Raw genomic sequence first — 16,790 nt, 5'->3', positions numbered from 1 at the left:
TATGAAAATGGGATTTGCCAAGACCGATATCACGCCCTCGCTGCCCTGCTATCTGGGGGGGTACGAATTGCGGAAAGAAGCAGCAACCGCCGTTCATAGGCCGTTATACTGCCGAACGATGGCCGGCGATGACGACGGAATTCGGTTCGCGATCGTTTGCCTCGATCTTCTGGGCATCGACAAACGGCTTCGGGACGATGTATGTGCAGCAGTCGAGAAGACCGCCGGAATACATGCGGACAGGATCACCCTTATTGCTTCTCACACACATTCCGCGATCGAAGGAATACCTGATATCCTGCATCAAGGGCTTTGGATGGCAGGGAGCGGCGCTCATGTCCCCCATACGTATCGGCGGCAGATTGTCGACACGATCGCCGCCGATGCAAGGTCTGCGATCGAACGCGCCCGCGAAGCCAGCATACGATGGTTTCGTGCGGATTGTCCGGGAATAGCCGGCAACCGCCGCAAGCAAGGCGATTGGGCGGATTCGAGATTGCATTGGATGAAAGCGTTTGCTGCCGACTCGAACGAGCTTATGGGAGGGCTGCTTCATTTTGCCTGCCATCCTACCGTTATCGGACCCGAAGCCGGTGTTATATCTTCGGATTTTCCGGGTGTGCTGCAGGCTGAGCTTGAAGCGGATTATAACGGCGTTTTCCTGTTCGCCAACGGAGCGGCAGGGGACATAAGCACGAGGTTTACGCGGCAAGGGGCCGGACCGCTGGAAGCGGATCGGATCGGACGTGTGCTGTTATCCGCTCTTGAAGGGGCCGAATCCATCGGCGGAGAGCCGTCCGCCTATCCTTCCTATTCAAGTTCGCTCATACCGTTCGCGTTCACGGACAGGAAAACCGGCGGTCTGATCCGAACGGACCTTCAAATGGCGACGCTGGGCGGGATGATCCTGTGGCTCGTGCCTGGCGAACCTTTCGCAAGCGTCGCGCGGAATTTGATGGAACGCCGGCCAGATCATCTCGTCGTCGGATTCGCCAACGATTACATCGGCTACATACCTGATGTTCAGTCGTGGCCCAAGGGGGGCTATGAAGTGGAGGTTAGCCGGATCGGAATTGAAGATTCGGACAAAATGTGGAGGTGTTTTCAATGAGACGGGTTCGATTGGTTCAGGCGGTCAAACCGTGTTTGCTGCTGATTGGCATGGTATTCGCCGTATTTGTTTTTCAAGCGAAGGAAACGTACGCCATCGCCAACGTGGAAAAAATTATTCCCACCCCCCAGCAAGTGACTTATACGGAAAACTTCCTGACGCTATACGATGGGACTTCTTTTTCCGCGGCGATCGTGAAAGGGCACGACGCGCCGCAAGCCGAACTGGAAGGCGTCTACTTGCTGCAGAGTGTCATCGCGAGACAGACGGGCGCCAACATACCGGTCATCAACGACAATGGCAATTATTCCGCCTACTCCGTTATCCTTTCCGTCGGAACGTCCGGCTCGAATGCATTGAATGCCAATTTAATAAACGCTAACAGCATCGTCATTCCAAGCCATTCGGAAGGATATGCAATCGAAAAAGTAACCAGCGGTACGCAAAACATATTCGTTGTAACCGGCAAAGAAGCGATCGGCAGCTATTACGGTTCGACAAGCCTTGCGCAGATGGTCAAGAAAAACGGCAGCAATACGCAACTGCGGGTCCTGTCCGTAAGGGATTACCCCGATATGCAGGTTCGTGCGGTCAAAGACATTTTTACGGCCGAAGGCATGTTCAGTTATGCGGACACGGCCGAATGGATGAGTTTTCTGGCCAAGACGAAGATGAACGTCTTCAGTCTCTGCTACACACACTTGTCCGCAACCGGGTGGCGCAACCCGCCGGCCGACTATATTCGCGCAGTCAAAAATTTGGGCAATTACGAGCGGGATCGCGGCACGATCAAGTTCATGCAGGAAATCAACCCGGGCATCACTGGCGGGCTGCCGGCCAATACCGCCGAATTGAATCAGTTGGTGCGAACTTACAAATATGGTCTTGACGAAGGCGGCAGCCAAATTATGCTGGCCTTTGACGATCAAGGCAGCACAACGCCTGCATCGCACAGGGACATGGCAAATTTGCTTTACGACAGCTTCCAGGGGCAGGAAGGCTTTTACCTGGTTACCGTACCGCAACCCTACCATTTGGAATATACCAACCTGGCTTCATATATGAGCCAATACTCCAACGGTCTTCGTCCCGCTATCGGCGCAATCTGGACTGGAGATACGCTATGGTCGCATTATACGACACCGGCTCACGCCAATACATGGAGATCCTATACGGCCAATCCGCAGAAATACCCTTTCTACTGGCATAACGATCCCGTTCTGATGGGCACGTTGCTGCATACCGGCTGGCAGCCGTCGCAGTACTATTTTGCCGACGGCAAGGTTCCTTTCAAGGGAGTCAACCTGAACGGGGGATATATCTGGAACAACATGCAGACGTATACGTCGGACGGTGCGATCGAGAACATTTTCAGACAATCCACTGCACACAAAATATACGCTATTTCTCTGGCCGACTGGATGTGGAATCCGGATGCGTATCAGAATACGGCCGACGGATTCAATCGGGCCAAGCGTTATTGGGATACGATCGTCGCCGATCCGGGTTTCATGAAGATGGCAACGGCTTCCTCGCAATTTAGCGCTGCCTACGGGCCGGGGCTGGCCGTGGACGGACTGAACAGCGACGAACAGACGGATAACGTGTGGGCTACAGCCAGCGGTCAACCGACAACGAACGCCTGGTGGAAACTCGATTTGGGCGGCGCGCAAGATATGCATGGCGTAACCATCCGGTTCCGCGAATACAATGGGAAAGCTTATATGGTACCTGCAACTATCACATTCCAGGTCAGCAACGATAATGCGAACTGGACGACGGTCGTCCGCAAAGCGTCTGATGTGCCGCTGGAAAATACAAGCTATGACTCGACTCCCTACTTCTATCACTTCAATGCGAACGCGCGATATTTAAGGTTGCTCTTTGAAGACGGGGGACAAAACAGTCTGATCGAACTGTCCGAAGTGAAAGTGGCCGACGAGAAAGACGCCGTTCCGGCGACGCAGAACAACGTTGCGCTCGGAGCCGCAGCAGCAGCTTCCTCTACGCTGAGTGCATCGTATCCGGCGGACAAAGCCGTCGATGGCATCGTCAGCACATCGACGCTAGATAACGCTTGGGCAAGCACGACCACTGTGGCCAATGCCTGGTGGAGCGCCGGTCTGGGAGGTGTTACCGAAATTCACGGTATCGACGTTCACTTCCGGCAATCGGGCAGCGTTGCTTACAGGGTGCCGAAAAGCATCACATTCCAGACAAGCAACGACAATACGAATTGGACGACCGTGCTGAAGAAGGATACGAACGTACCGTTGGAAGGCAGCGCCTATAACTCCGCCCAGTCGTATCATTACGACGTTCGGGGCAAAGGAAAATACGTTCGGCTGTTGTTCGAGGACGGGTCTCAAAATACGCATATCGAGCTTTCCGAGGTGCGGGTAAATACGGATAATCTCGCCTTAAGAAAGACGGCGACGGCATCCTCCACTTATATCGGCTATGATGCCGGATTAGCTAATGACGGCTTGTCGAGCGACACGACGACGAACAACGCCTGGGCAACCGCAGCTGGACCGACGGTTAACTCCTGGTGGAAAGTGGATCTCGGTTCGAGCCAGAGCTTCAAGACGGTTAACGTGAAATTCCGGGAGTACCCTCAGGGCGCGTCCTACATGATTCCGAAGACGATCACGATCCAGTCGAGCGACGACGATGTCAACTGGACGACGCTGACGTCGCGTTCCGTCCGGGTTCCGGCGACGAACGGCGCTTACGCTTCCGTCAATTATTCTTATCCGGTCAAGGGCAATGGCCGATACGTCAGACTGCTCTTCGAGGACGGCGGCCAGGACTCTCTCATTGAGCTCTCCGAGGTCGAGATTACGAATACGGTGGTGCCCGAATACCAGAGCCGGACAGCCAACATCGCATACGGAAAGACAGCGGTCGCTTCCTCCGCTTTCGGTACGAACTACGCGGCCGGCAAAGCCGTCGACGGCAAAACATCCGGGCAAGAAGCGGAAAATACATGGGCGACGGCGGCCGGTTCGCAGCTGAATTCGTGGTGGCAGGTTGATTTGGGCAAGACGGAATATATCTCGCGGGCCAGCGTCGTTTTCCGCGAATACCCGTATAACCAGGCGTACATGGTGCCCAAGAACATCACGTTCCAGGTAAGCAGCGACGGCGTGAGCTGGACTACGGTGACCTCGAAATCCGGCAATGTTCCTACGATAGGCTCGGCTTATGCATCGCAGCCGTTTTCCTATATATTAAATGCTTCGGGGAGGTTTGTCAGACTTCTATTCGAGGAGGGCAGTCAGGACAGCATCATCGAACTGTCGGAAGTGGAAATTTACAATTAATAATCCTATGAAAAAGAGAAAGGATGTCCATGCCATGAATTTCAAAAAGACGGTAATACCCGCAATGTTAAGCCTGGGTTTAATGTCCGCCCTGGTCGGATGCGGCAGCAACGGAGGCAATGAGGCAAGCCCGACTTCTTCTCCGAGTCCGAGTGTATCCTCATCCGCGAGCTCATCCCCGACTAACGCTTCGGAAGGCTTGAAAGGCAAACTCGAAATCCAGTATTTCGTCGGCGGCTACGGCGATACCTGGTGGAAAGAGACAATTTCCGAATTCGAGAAGATGAACCCGGATCTGGAAGTTGTCCAGCATGCGGGACCGAAAATCAACGAACAGATGAAAACCCGCTGGATCGAGGGCAACCCGCCGGATGTCGTCTACATCGATGGAGACGGAACGTTCACCGAGAAGCTGCTAGTGCAGAACGAACAACTGATGGATATTACAGATTGGATCGCTACGGCCAAGAACTCGGACGGCGAGCCGATCAAGGACCAATTAATCGGACAGCCGAGAAGCTATGACGGCGTTAACTACGCGATACCGCTTGTGTTCGGAGTATTCGGCACTTGGTATGACAAGGCGCTGTTCCAGAAGAACGGCTGGGAAGTTCCAAAGGATTGGGCGGGCTTCCTGGAGCTGAATCAAAAGGCGATGGATGCCGGCATCATTCCATATATTCATCAGGGGCAATACCCGTCTTACATCATTCGCGGTCTGCTCAATTCCGGCTTCGTAACCGAGAACAACGGGGATCCGGCCATACTTAAGGATATTAACGCTCTTAAAGAGGGAGTCTTCAAAAGCGCTCCTGTCATGGGCATGCTGAGCAAGCTGACGGAGATGAACGGCAAAGGCTATATTAACAAAGCAGCGCTTGCGCTTAACCACACGGATTCCCAGAACCAATGGCTGCAGCATAAAGCAATATTCATCCCTTGCGGCTTGTGGCTGGAAAACGAAATGAAGAAAACGATGCCGGAAGGCTTCGACTACGGATTCATTCCGTCCGTTACCCAAGCGCAAGGCGGCAAGTTCGTCGCCGTACCTTACACGAACGAAATCGGCATCGCCAAGGAAGCTAAGAACGTCGATGCGGCCAAAGCATTCCTGCAATTCGTGTTCACGAAGAAGGCCGCCATCCGCTGGGCGGAAACGACCGGCGCTCTAATGAACCTCAAGGTCGACCTGGAGTCGACCCAAGCAAGCGGCGCGGTTAAGAGCGCAATGAGTTACCTGAATTCGGACAATACGATCGTCGCTTCTGTGGACAATGAGATGGACCCGACCGTAGCGAAAGCGATGGACGATGCGACGGCTGCCTTGCTCGGAGAGAAGATCACGAAAGAAGAGTGGGCGGACCGTATGGAGAAAGCGGCTGCTGCGGCTAGAAAATAAGACATCAATCAGGGGGATGAGGTAACGGGTTTTCTCGTCTCCATCCCCCTTCTCTTTAGGAAGGTGAATAACGAATGATAGCGGAGCGTAACAAAAAATTGTATTCCAAAGGTCAATATACATGGTTCTTGATCGTGTTCATCGTTCCGACTTTCGCGCTCTTCTGCCTGCTTACTTTGTATCCGATGGTTAGAGGGGTCTACACCAGCTTTTTCGATTGGACCGGCACTTCTTCCAAAATGACTTTCATCGGTCTAGACAATTACCGCAAACTGTTCGACGACGAGATTATCCCCCGCACGATTCAGCATGATTATTTTCTGGTGTTCTGGAAGGTTTTGCTCATTCTGCTTTTTGCGACCGTGTTCGCTGTAGCCCTAACTCGGTTGAAATTGCGGGAAAGCGCGTTTTTCCGGGCCGTATTTTTCTTCCCGAATATGATTTCGGTCGTTGTTATCGGTGTTCTGTGGCGGTTCATATACAACCCGAACCTGGGATTTCTGAATTCCTTCCTCTCCCTCTTTACGGAGAAACCGGTGTCTATCGCGTGGCTGGGGGATTCCGATCTGGCCCTGGCTGCCCTCGTTCCTCCGAGCGTATGGGCGGGCATCGGTTTTTATATGGTTCTGATTATGTCCGGCATTATGGGCATCTCCGAGAGCTTGTATGAATCTGCGAGAATCGACGGAGCCGGCGAGTGGAAGCAATTCACAAGACTGACCATACCGCTCGTATGGGAACAGATCAAGGTTTCATTGCTATCCATCGTCATGACAACTTTAAACGGTTCCTTCCTGATCGTGTGGTTGATGACGGAGGGGGGGCCGGACAATTCGACGCAGGTGATGGGATCTTACTTATACCAAGTCGGCTTTAAGCAGTATCAAATGGGCTATGCGACTGCTATAGGCGTAATGATTCTGGTGTTATCCTTGCTGACGACGGTGTTATTGAATCGGCTCCTGAGAAGGGAGACGCATGAGTGGTAATCCGGATCGCAGTGCCAAGCCTACAATGCCAGATGGGGGATCATCATGTTTAAACGAATGTTGAGAGTTTCATTGTGGGTATGGGGCTTATGTGTCCTCTACCCGCTATTCTGGACGGTCACCACTTCGCTTAAGAGTACGGGCCAATTCAATTTGGGCCATGCCTGGGATTTGCCGCGACTTCCGCTTCAATTCGTAAATTTTTCCGACGCGTGGCAGAAAGCGCACTTCGGAACCTACTTTTTGAATTCCACGGCGGTTGTGCTATCAGCCGTCGTTCTATCGCTTCTGCTGTCGGCAACCACCGCCTTCATTATGGCTAGGCATCCTTTTCGCGGAAGCGGCCTAATGTTCGGACTGTATATTTCCACTATGATGATTCCGACGATTTTGGGTCTTGTACCGCTTTTCTTCTTCATGTCCTCGCTGCATTTGACGAATTCGTTAACGGGGTTAAGCCTGCTTTATACGATTATACAAGTTCCGTTCGGCGTTTTCGTTCTGGTCGGCTTTTTCAAAGCCATGCCCGGCGAATTGGAAGCTGCGGCGGCTATCGACGGCTGCGGCATCTTCGGCACTTTCTTCAAGATCATGCTGCCTCTCGCCCGATCGGGACTTGTAACCGTCGCCATCATGAACGCGTTGGCCTATTGGAACGAGTATTTGTTCGCTTTGGTGCTGGTCGGATCCCCGGAAAAATATACGGTATCGATCGGACTTTCGTTCTTACAAGGCGAAATGCAATACAGCGTTGAATGGGGCGTGTTGTTCGCGGCCTTAATCATTTCCGTCGTTCCTGTGTTCCTGCTGTACGTGTTCTTCCAACGGCAAATTACGGCAGGCTTGACCGCGGGAGCTTTGAAAGGGTAACGAGTGGATGGAGAGAATCCCAATTAAGGAGGAGATTATGTGAAAAAGGTTAAATTCGTGTATTTATTGCTGGCATTTACAATGGTATTCTCCATGTTTACATGGGGTAACGAGCACGTTGGGGCGGAAGGAACCAATCTTGCATTGTTCAAAACGGCTTCCGCCTCGTCCATATTTAGTTCTGCTTATTCTGCGGACAAAGCCATTGACGGGCTAAATAACAAAGACGATACGGAAAACGCCTGGGCATCCGCAAACGGTCAATCCACGGTAAATCAGTGGTGGAAGGTCGACCTTGGCCAAACATCCAACATTGGGAAAGTCAATGTGGTCTTCAGGTCGGTCAACGGTATCGCTTATTACGTGCCCAAGTCGATCACTTTCCAAGTCAGCAACGATGGAACGAACTGGACGACCGTGATTTCAAAATCGACGAATGTCCCCACTGAAGGAAGCGCATACAACTCCACTCCCTATACCTATACCCTGAATCAAAGCGGCCGATATGTAAGACTGCTTTTCGAAACCGGATCGCAAAATATATTGGTTGAATTATCAGAGGTTGATCTCAATCCTGCCAATCTTGCATTAAACAAAATGGCTTCCGCTTCGTCCATGTTTAGTTCTGCTTATTCTGCAGCTAAAGCTGTCGACGGGCTGGACAACAAAGACGATACAGAGAACGCTTGGGCATCCGCAAACGGTCAATCCACGGTAAATCAGTGGTGGAGGGTCGACCTTGGTCAAACATCCAATATCGGGAAAGTCAATGTGGTCTTCAGGTCGGTCAACGGTATCGCTTATTACGTGCCCAAGTCGATCACCTTCCAAGTCAGCAACGATGGAACGAACTGGACGACCGTTATTTCAAAATCGACGAATGTCCCAACTGAAGGAAGCGCATACAACTCCACTCCCTATACCTATACCCTGAATCAAAGCGGCCGATATGTAAGGTTGCTTTTTGAAACCGGCTCGCAAAATATATTGGTTGAATTATCAGAGGTTGAGGCCTACTTGCGCGCATCAAGCAGTGCAATCCCCTTCTATGATACATTTGACGCCGGTACGTTAGGTGTCGGCTGGGTGGCGGATAAGGATCCGCGCGCATCGATCTCCGTTTCAGACGGCATGTTGAATATAACCGGTCCTGTCAATGCCTATGCCCATATAGAAAGAGCCATCGATGACGACAATGTCAGAGTCGGCGCTAATCTGACGACACTCGACGGAGGATGGTCTTGGGGTACAGGCGTAGCATTATATTGGGATAAGTTGAACTGGGTCAAGATTACAAATTATCCTTATGAAGGTGGATTGGGCGGGTGGTACGGCGCGGCTGGCGGCGGCGGTAAGCACTATGTTGAGGAGAGTATAGGCGGGGTCGTTACTTCATATAACTTTGCTCCGTCCTATGGGCGTCAATTCCGCAGGCTTGCCATAGAAATCGGCGTGGATTGCATTCGTTATCTGGCCAGCAACGACGGTGTGAAATGGACTGCTATACGAACGGCAAACAGGCCGTCAAGCCTTCTGGGCAGAGCGCCTTCCAAATTTATAATAGGCAGAGGCTATAGTGACGGGGCCGCTTACCCTGGGGACGATATGGACAATAGTTATGCTGCGGTTGGAAGCTCTGCAACCACATATGTTAAAGATTCCTTTATAGAATATACGCCTGGCAGCAGCTTATATTTAAGTGATGTAGAGAAAAATGAGTTAGCGATTTGGGGAAGAGATTGGAAAGGGGAGGACATCTTGTCCGAGCCGGGCGATCCGACTTTTGACAGGGTCGGTTCGCTGTTCCCGAAAATGAAATACTCTCGCGAAATCATAGGTGTCAAAAACTCCACACAAGATATAGGCGTAGCTTTTGACGGTTCGCTGCAGTTCAATAACGCAATCACTTCCGACTACAGCAACCCCAACATAGCAAATGTCGGGATATGGGAAGTGACAAGCGCTCCTTCAATCAGACTGGGTTTTGAACCGGGTACGGTCAAGAAAAGCCTTCTTAACGGTTTGCCTATTGTAACATGCACTTATGATGATTTTGACGGACTTCAATATGAACAGACCGTGTATGGAGCTTCGCTAAATCAGAGCCCGACCGAGCTGGTGTACGCCTACAGCCGCATGAAAGTTACGAATCCCGGAGCTTCTTCGAAAACAATCGGCCTCCGTTTCCGAAAAAATACGACCTCGGTTTCGGCGGATTGGAGCCTGGTCATACCTGCCGGAGGAAGCCAGTCGGTGTATATTAAAGTCCCGTTCACATTTGCTTCCATAACTAAAGTGGATGCAATCGAATACGATTTCAATTACAACTATGTAAGAGATTATTGGACGAACCTGTTATCTCAAGGCATGACGGTAAACACGCCGGAACAGAGAGTGAACGAAGCGTACCGTGCTTGGAGGTCTTATGCTTTCCTGAATGCGGATGGTCAAAATTTATTTGACGGTTCAGGATTTTACGATATGGAATACGGATATTCAGCGCAGCATCAAATAAGGGCTCTTGACCAGGACGGATATCATGCGGACGCGGATGTATATCTGCGAAAGAGCCTGTCGCAAGTATCGCCTGCCGGTCTTTATACTGAGAATTTCGGCGTTGCGGATCAAGGGGCTTTATTGACTTCGCTTGCACATCACTATAAGCTGACGCGGGATGCCGCTTTCATGAGCTATGCGAAACCGATTGTAGTCAATATGGCTAACTGGATAAAGAATACTCGAGCTGCGCAAACAGGAACAGGGGCACTTCACGGATTGATTTATTATGCGCCTTATGCGGACCATCCCGCTCCGGCATATGCCTATTTTACCGACACGTCATTATGCAAAGGACTTGAAGACGCTATTGAAGCGCTTCAGCTTGCAGGATATACTGCCGATGCCAATTTGTTCGTAGCAGAGGCAGCCGATTACCGCAGCGATATACTGGCTTCGATGAATGCATCGGTATTCGTGCATGACGGGTTCACCTACCTGCCCATGTTTCCTCAAACGCATGAAGCTATACTTGCATCAAACTACAGGGCTGACGACTATTATGGGATGAACTTAAGCATGGTGTTGGATACGAATTTCCTGGATCCTAACAGCACTCTTGCCCAGATCTTGATCAATACGCTCGAGAAACGCGGAGGATTGTCGCTGGGAGCCCTTGCATGGCGGGGAGGGATAGACCATGCGTACGCTCTCGGATATTTGGATAATGTCATGCAGCGCAATGAAACCGAGAAAGGTGTGCTTGGACTTTATGGTTGGCTTGCCTATGGAGTTAGCCAGGATACCTATGGGGGAGTTGAGATTACCAACCACTTGTTCGGCGATAACCATCCGACGCTGCCGCACGGTTTTTCAAATGGCGAGCAGATGCGGCTTCTGCAGATGATGCTGCTTAGGACGGTTGGAAACGAATTGATTGTCGGACAATCCATCCCGCGCAACTGGTTTGAAGATGGAAAAACAATACAAGTACAAAACGCGCCTTCCAAATTCGGACCGTTAAGCTACACCATGAGCTCAAATGCGGCTTCGAATAAAATAACCGTCACCCTGACGCCTCCAACCAGAAATGCGCCGAGTTCCATTAAAGTGAAGCTGCGCCATCCGCAGAGCAAATCAATCGTTGGCGTAACCGTAAACGGCGTGACGCATACGAACTTTAGCGGAGAGACGATAACGCTACAAGGACTTTCGGGAACAACGACACTTGTGGCAAATTACTAAAAGAATGGCTGAGTTCCGCGCGGAGCCGCAACAACTGCGTGGAACTCAGCCAAATTATTATATTCATCGATAATTCCTTGATCGGACGGCTCGTCTCTGACATGCTGCCACCATATGCTGGCTGGAGGAGATCAGGGGAGGGCCTTGTTTACACAAACAAACGGGTATCGTTGTTGCGACCGAAGCGGTAGATCGCGACTAGCGCGAATGCGGCGGCAAAGGCGAACAAGATCGCAAAATTAAGGGACAAGTTGCCGAACGCCGTACCGCTTTGCAGCTTATCGACCGAATCCAGAAGCCAATGCTGCGGAAGGAAGTTCGAAATTTTGCGAATCGAATCCGGCATGATTTCCGCTGGGAAGTAACAACCCGAGAGCAGACATGTCGGCGTGATGATCAGGTTTTGCAGCGCGCCGGCTCCTGAACTGCTCTTGGCAAAGGCGACGATGAGCAACGACAAGCCGATAGCCGCCAGAGCGAATAGAAGAAGGATCGGAATCATTTGACCGTACGGAATGCCGGAATCGATTTTGAAGACGGTTTTCATCATGAATAACGTCAATACGATTTGTATGAGAAGGATGAGAATGTTGACGATCACGTTGGAAAGCACATAAGTTCTTGCCGACACCGGCGATGACAGGAGCCGGAGAAAGGTACGATTTTCTTTTTCCTTGAGGATGAGTTCAGTCAGATTGACGGAAGAGAACATCATGAAGGTGATGAGGAAACCGATCGCTTGATAGGTCATAGCCTTCATGTTGGACGTATCCTTCACGGACTCGGCGGTCAGCTTGAAATTGTGCTGTCGGTATTCGGAATATAGAGCATCGAAAGCGGCTTGGTCGCCTTGTGCTGTTTGGCCTATGGCGGCAACGTTGCCGATATAGCTTTGCAGCAGCGACTTCACGTAAACCGTTACTTGCGCGCCTTTCACGGATACAAGGTTGAGATGCTCGGGTTTGCCTTCCCGCAAGCTTGCCGCGAACCCTTGCTCGAAGAGGAGGCCGCTATCCAGCTTGCTAGCTGCGATATCGTTGTTGAGCGTCTTTTCATCAGTCAGCGTAATTTCGACTTTGCTTAAGCCTTCGACGAAACGAATCGCGTCTTGCGTAATCGCTTGATCTCCATCCATGTTGACGATCCCCACGCGCAGAACGCCACCGTTTGTATTGCCGTATAGGAGCATCGAGATAAGCACCCCGACGATCGGCAATCCAATGTACACCAACCAACTCTTCTTGCTTCGGAACGTATTATTCAACGTTTTACGAATGAGCCAATTCATGTCTTTAAGCATTTAGAGCGCCTCCTGTCTACGCATCGATATAATTGCGATGAGCAGGAATGCCGCAGCGATTCCCACATTAAGTCCGATAGCGGGCAAAGCTCCGGCTACATTGTCGTTGTAAATAATTTGCGCCAACGCTTTATTGGCCCAGCGGAGCGGCGATAAGTTCGTCACGAATCCCAAGAAGGAGTCTGTACCCATAATGGGGAAGTAGGCTCCTCCCACGAACGAAGCGATCTGGAGGAAAATCATGACGACCGAACGGGACGTATCCCCTTTAAGAATATAGCTAAGGCCTAGTCCAAGGCTTACGGCGAGTATGACCTCGGTTACCAGAATAAGGAATACCATGCCGAAGTGGTTTCCCCAATCCGCTTGGAAAGCGAATTTGCTGATGAGCACGACGGCGAGTACGCATAGCAGGTTAATAAGAGTGCAACCGATGACTTTACCTGCGAAAATTTCCCCTTTGCTAACGGGTGCAGCCATTAACCGAAGAGCCGTATTGCGTATTCTCTCGCCGCGGAACAGGAAAGTTCCCGATAAGGCGGAATAAAGAGCGATCATCGTTGTCATCGCCATGGCGTAATAGTCGATGGAACCAGGTTGTTTGTCTGGATTAAGAGCCGTTTCGCGGATATATTCTCCTGGCGCGCTGGCATTGCGGATAATCGCTTCCGCTTTGGAAGGGTCGGATTTAAGCGCTGCCGCCGCCATATTGTAACGGTCCGCGAACGTTGTCAGCATACCTTGTAAAATATTGCTCTCGATGGTCTGTTTACTGCTTCCGTAGTACGTGATACCTTCATTGCTAAGCTCGGCATAAGCGGAATAGCGATCTTCGCTAATTTCCAGTTTGCCATCGGTTCCTGCTGCAAGAGGTGTAATCTTGACGCCTTCTTGCTCGATCGCCTTAGCGAAGCCTTGCCAATATTGCGTCAACTGCGGACTTGCGGCCTCATTCTTGTAGAGCAGCTCAATATTTCCGACGGGCGTGTTGCTCGAAAATACATTCGTTAGTGCTGTGCCGAGAATGAGCATCAGGATGACGGGGAACGCAAGCATGAACACGAATGTTCCTTTTTCTCTTAAGGCGGCTTTGATTTCCTTGATCGCGATGTTCAGTATATTCACGGAAATTTTCCTCCTTAATCGCGGAGATTCCGGCCGGTTAAGGTCAGGAATACCGTTTCCAGATTAGGCGCTTGCTCTTCTACCGAGCGAATTTCGATCTGGTCTTTGATTAATTGCTGGACGATCTTGTTGAGATTGTTGATCTCGCCTTTGGAATTGATTTTGACCGTATTTTCCTCTAGCCGAACGGCAATTACGCCCGGAATTTGTTTCAGATGTTCGATCGAGAGAGATTCGTTTGCCTTGATTCCGATCCAGATGTCCTTGGTGTCGGTAATGATCGCTTTAAGTTGTTCTTTCGTGCCTTCCGCGATGATTTTGCCGTGGTCGACGATGGCGATGCGGGTGCAAATTTCTTCGACTTCCTCCATGTAGTGGCTTGTGTAAATGATCGTACAGCCCATCTCGTTCAGCTTTTTCACCGAGTTCAAAATGTAGTTGCGGGAATGCGGGTCTATGCCGACGGTCGGTTCATCCATAATGATGAGCTTCGGCCGGTGGGCGATGGCGCAAGCGATATTCAGCCTGCGTTTCATCCCGCCCGAGAAATTTTTGGGATAGCTCTTGTGCTTGTCGCCAAGGCCGACGAATTCGAGAGCTTCTTCGGTGCGTTCCTGGAGCAAAGCACCTCTGAGACCATACAGCCCCGCGAAAAAGCGGACATTCTCGTAAGCGGTCATATTCTCGTAAATGGCAATGTCCTGCGGCACGATTCCGATATTCGTCTTGGCGAACTTGCCGTGGCTCGTTATGCTTTTGCCGAGAAGGTTGATATCCCCTTTAGTGCTCCGCAGCAAGGTTGCGATCATGCTGATCGTCGTGCTTTTGCCTGCGCCGTTCGCGCCTAGAAAACCGAAGATTTCACCTTCGCGAACGCTTAGCGACATGTTATCGACGGCGACGAAATCGCCGAATTTCTTGGTTAAGTTACGAATTTCTAAAATATTCATTATCGAATCACTCCATCTGTTCGAGAGGTTATATCCGTATTGTATAGAAAAAGGATGCCCCTATGTCAGTGCATAAGTTCACCCTTCTACATGAGAAAATTCATATTGTGGATGGTGAGAAAACTCATTTGCTTGAGTAAGGCAGCAGAGTCGTCACGCTAAAGCCCTTCGTTCCGTCCACGATAACCGTTCCGCCTGCCGAGGCTGCTCTCTCCTCCATGCCGACGATGCCGAGTCCTTTGACCACTTTGCCCGCACCGATCCCGTTGTCCGTAACGACCGCCTTAATAAACTTGTTAAGCACATGGACCTCAATATGAATCGCGGTCGCTTTTCCGTACTTGAGAGAATTGGTTACCGATTCGGTTGCGTTCTGCTGAATGATTTTCCACTGAATCGGGGTAACTATATCGAGATCCCCTTGATGGGTTAATGTGGCGGACACCGTTTGCGTGGTCGTGAGCTCGTCCACGAACAGTCGAAGCCGATTAATGCCGAGCTCCTCCGATTTAGGCTTCAAGTCCTTCAGCGTAAGCCGAATTTGCTCCAGCCCTTGCTTGGAGATGGAGATCGCATTGGATAGCAGCTCCGAAGCTTTGTCCCCATCGATAGAAAGCAGCCGTTTCGAAGCTTCCATCTGAATGAGCGCGCCCGCCATGGAATGACCGACGTCGTCGTGAATTTGCTGGGAGAGGCGATTGCGCTCCTCTAGCTTGATCGTGTACTCGGACTGTCTCAAATACTCGTTGTTCTCGTTCAGCGACCTCGTTAACCTGTGCACATCTTCACGCATTTTTTCCCGTTCGGCTTCTAAACGGTTCATTTTGTCCATGTAGAGGCTTACGCTCGCGTTTAACAGAAAACTGAGGGAAGACGTCAATATGTACAAGGGTAGAAACGATGCAGGAATGAACGGCACCGTCAGAATCATTAGGATGAGCGCGAGTTGCCTTCTTTGGGTAGAAAGCCATACAATCTCGTAGAGGTTAACCGGTAACAGAAGCAAGAAGAGCGGGTCTAGAACGTAGGCGCAGTAAAAAATAAAAACCGCGGATAGAACAACGAGCAGCATCTTTGGATTGTTGCGCTTAAAGATCGGAATCAGGATATTCAAACATAAATACAGCAAATAAGCGAGCGTGTACCATGAGTTCGTTGCCTGTGTTTGAGAATAGGAAACAGCGATAATATAGGCCAATAAACTTGCCTTATTCCCGATTGTCCAGTAATCCATGCGGTGAAATCTCCTATCCGTCCGACATTCTCGTTTCGCCCGTTAAATAGTAAATCGCGATTTGCGTACGATGTTCCAGCCCCGTCTTGTTAAGGATGGAAGTAATGTAGTTGGCGATCGTGCCTTCGGAGATGAACAGCTTCTTCGAAATTTCTTTGTTCGATAAGCCCTTGGCGATTTGCGCCATAACGTCGAGCTCGCGTTCCGTGAACAGGCTGCGATCGATATTGCTGTGTCCCCCTGTAAGGCTCGGTGCGACGGCTGGAGCAGGAGCGGGCTCTTGTGCAGGTGCCGCTGGATTAGAAGTGCTGCCTGTGGCAGAGAGTAAATTAGACTTGATCTTATCCAATACGACGTCCTGTAGAACATGGTGATTATTGTGAACGCTCTTAATGGCGTCGCGGATTCGTTCCGGGTCGTTGTTCTTAAGCAAATAACCCCGCGCGCCGAATTTAACGGCATCGAGAATAAATTCATCGTCGTCGAAGGTCGTAATGATGAGCGGCTTGACCTTCGTTTGTTCCGTTAGCAGGCGGGTAGCTTCAACGCCGTTCATATTCGGCATTCGTACATCGAGCAGCGCCACGTCCACCTCGTTATTAAGGCAGAACTCCACCGCCTCGGCCCCGTCTCCGACCGTGCCGACGACTTCGAATTCGTCGAAAGTTGTTAAAATAATTTTCATCCCTTCCCGTATGAAGGAGTTGTCGTCCGCGATGAGTACTTTAATTTTCAACAGGTACCA

11 protein-coding genes are annotated in these 16,790 nt (G+C 50.8%); 6 read left to right on the top strand and 5 right to left on the bottom strand.

Going from position 1 to position 16,790, the window contains the following annotated elements:
• Position 1: 1 nt before the first annotated feature.
• From K7P76_RS11410 to K7P76_RS11385, 6 genes are all read left to right on the top strand, one after another.
• Positions 2-1,111: a neutral/alkaline non-lysosomal ceramidase N-terminal domain-containing protein gene (locus K7P76_RS11410; protein WP_232185426.1), complete on the top strand. Its 1,110-nt coding sequence runs from the start codon at positions 2-4 to the stop codon at positions 1,109-1,111.
• Entirely contained in the window at positions 1,108-4,437 is a 3,330-nt protein-coding gene (locus K7P76_RS11405; protein ID WP_232185425.1) for a discoidin domain-containing protein, read from the top strand. Before K7P76_RS11410 ends, K7P76_RS11405 begins: the two co-directional genes overlap by 4 nt.
• 34 nt (positions 4,438-4,471) lie before the next feature.
• Entirely contained in the window at positions 4,472-5,836 is a 1,365-nt protein-coding gene (locus K7P76_RS11400) for an extracellular solute-binding protein (protein ID WP_232185424.1), read from the top strand.
• A gap of 74 nt (positions 5,837-5,910) precedes the next feature.
• A complete protein-coding gene (locus K7P76_RS11395) occupies positions 5,911-6,825 on the top strand; it encodes a carbohydrate ABC transporter permease (RefSeq protein ID WP_232185423.1) in 915 nt (304 codons plus the stop codon).
• Between the two features lie 45 nt (positions 6,826-6,870).
• Positions 6,871-7,695 (top strand): carbohydrate ABC transporter permease, encoded by an 825-nt coding sequence (locus K7P76_RS11390; protein ID WP_232185422.1) that lies wholly within the window; start codon positions 6,871-6,873, stop codon positions 7,693-7,695.
• A 39-nt stretch (positions 7,696-7,734) separates the two neighbouring features.
• Complete coding sequence (locus K7P76_RS11385; protein ID WP_232185421.1) at positions 7,735-11,436, top strand: discoidin domain-containing protein; 3,702 nt, start codon at positions 7,735-7,737, stop codon at positions 11,434-11,436.
• A gap of 148 nt (positions 11,437-11,584) precedes the next feature.
• On the opposite strand, the gene K7P76_RS11380 is transcribed toward K7P76_RS11385, so the two are convergent.
• The 5 genes from K7P76_RS11380 to K7P76_RS11360 all read right to left on the bottom strand — a co-directional run bounded on the left by K7P76_RS11380 (position 11,585) and on the right by K7P76_RS11360 (position 16,781).
• On the bottom strand, positions 11,585-12,736 hold the full coding sequence (locus K7P76_RS11380; RefSeq protein ID WP_232185420.1) for an ABC transporter permease: 1,152 nt from the start codon (positions 12,734-12,736) through the stop codon (positions 11,585-11,587).
• Positions 12,737-13,861, bottom strand: a complete 1,125-nt coding sequence (locus K7P76_RS11375; RefSeq protein WP_232185419.1) for an ABC transporter permease — start codon at positions 13,859-13,861, stop codon at positions 12,737-12,739.
• A gap of 14 nt (positions 13,862-13,875) precedes the next feature.
• The gene (locus K7P76_RS11370; RefSeq protein WP_232185418.1) at positions 13,876-14,811 is read right to left on the bottom strand and encodes an ABC transporter ATP-binding protein; all 936 of its coding nucleotides are present in this window, start codon (positions 14,809-14,811) and stop codon (positions 13,876-13,878) included.
• 124 nt (positions 14,812-14,935) lie between these two features.
• A complete protein-coding gene (locus K7P76_RS11365) occupies positions 14,936-16,045 on the bottom strand; it encodes a sensor histidine kinase (RefSeq protein WP_232185417.1) in 1,110 nt (369 codons plus the stop codon).
• A gap of 13 nt (positions 16,046-16,058) precedes the next feature.
• Positions 16,059-16,781, bottom strand: a complete 723-nt coding sequence (locus K7P76_RS11360) for a response regulator transcription factor (RefSeq protein WP_232185416.1) — start codon at positions 16,779-16,781, stop codon at positions 16,059-16,061.
• Positions 16,782-16,790 lie beyond the last annotated feature (9 nt).

The organism is Cohnella silvisoli, from assembly GCF_021190915.1.
Lineage (GTDB): Bacteria > Bacillota > Bacilli > Paenibacillales > Paenibacillaceae > Cohnella > Cohnella silvisoli.
This window is presented reverse-complemented; position numbering and strand designations above follow the sequence as displayed.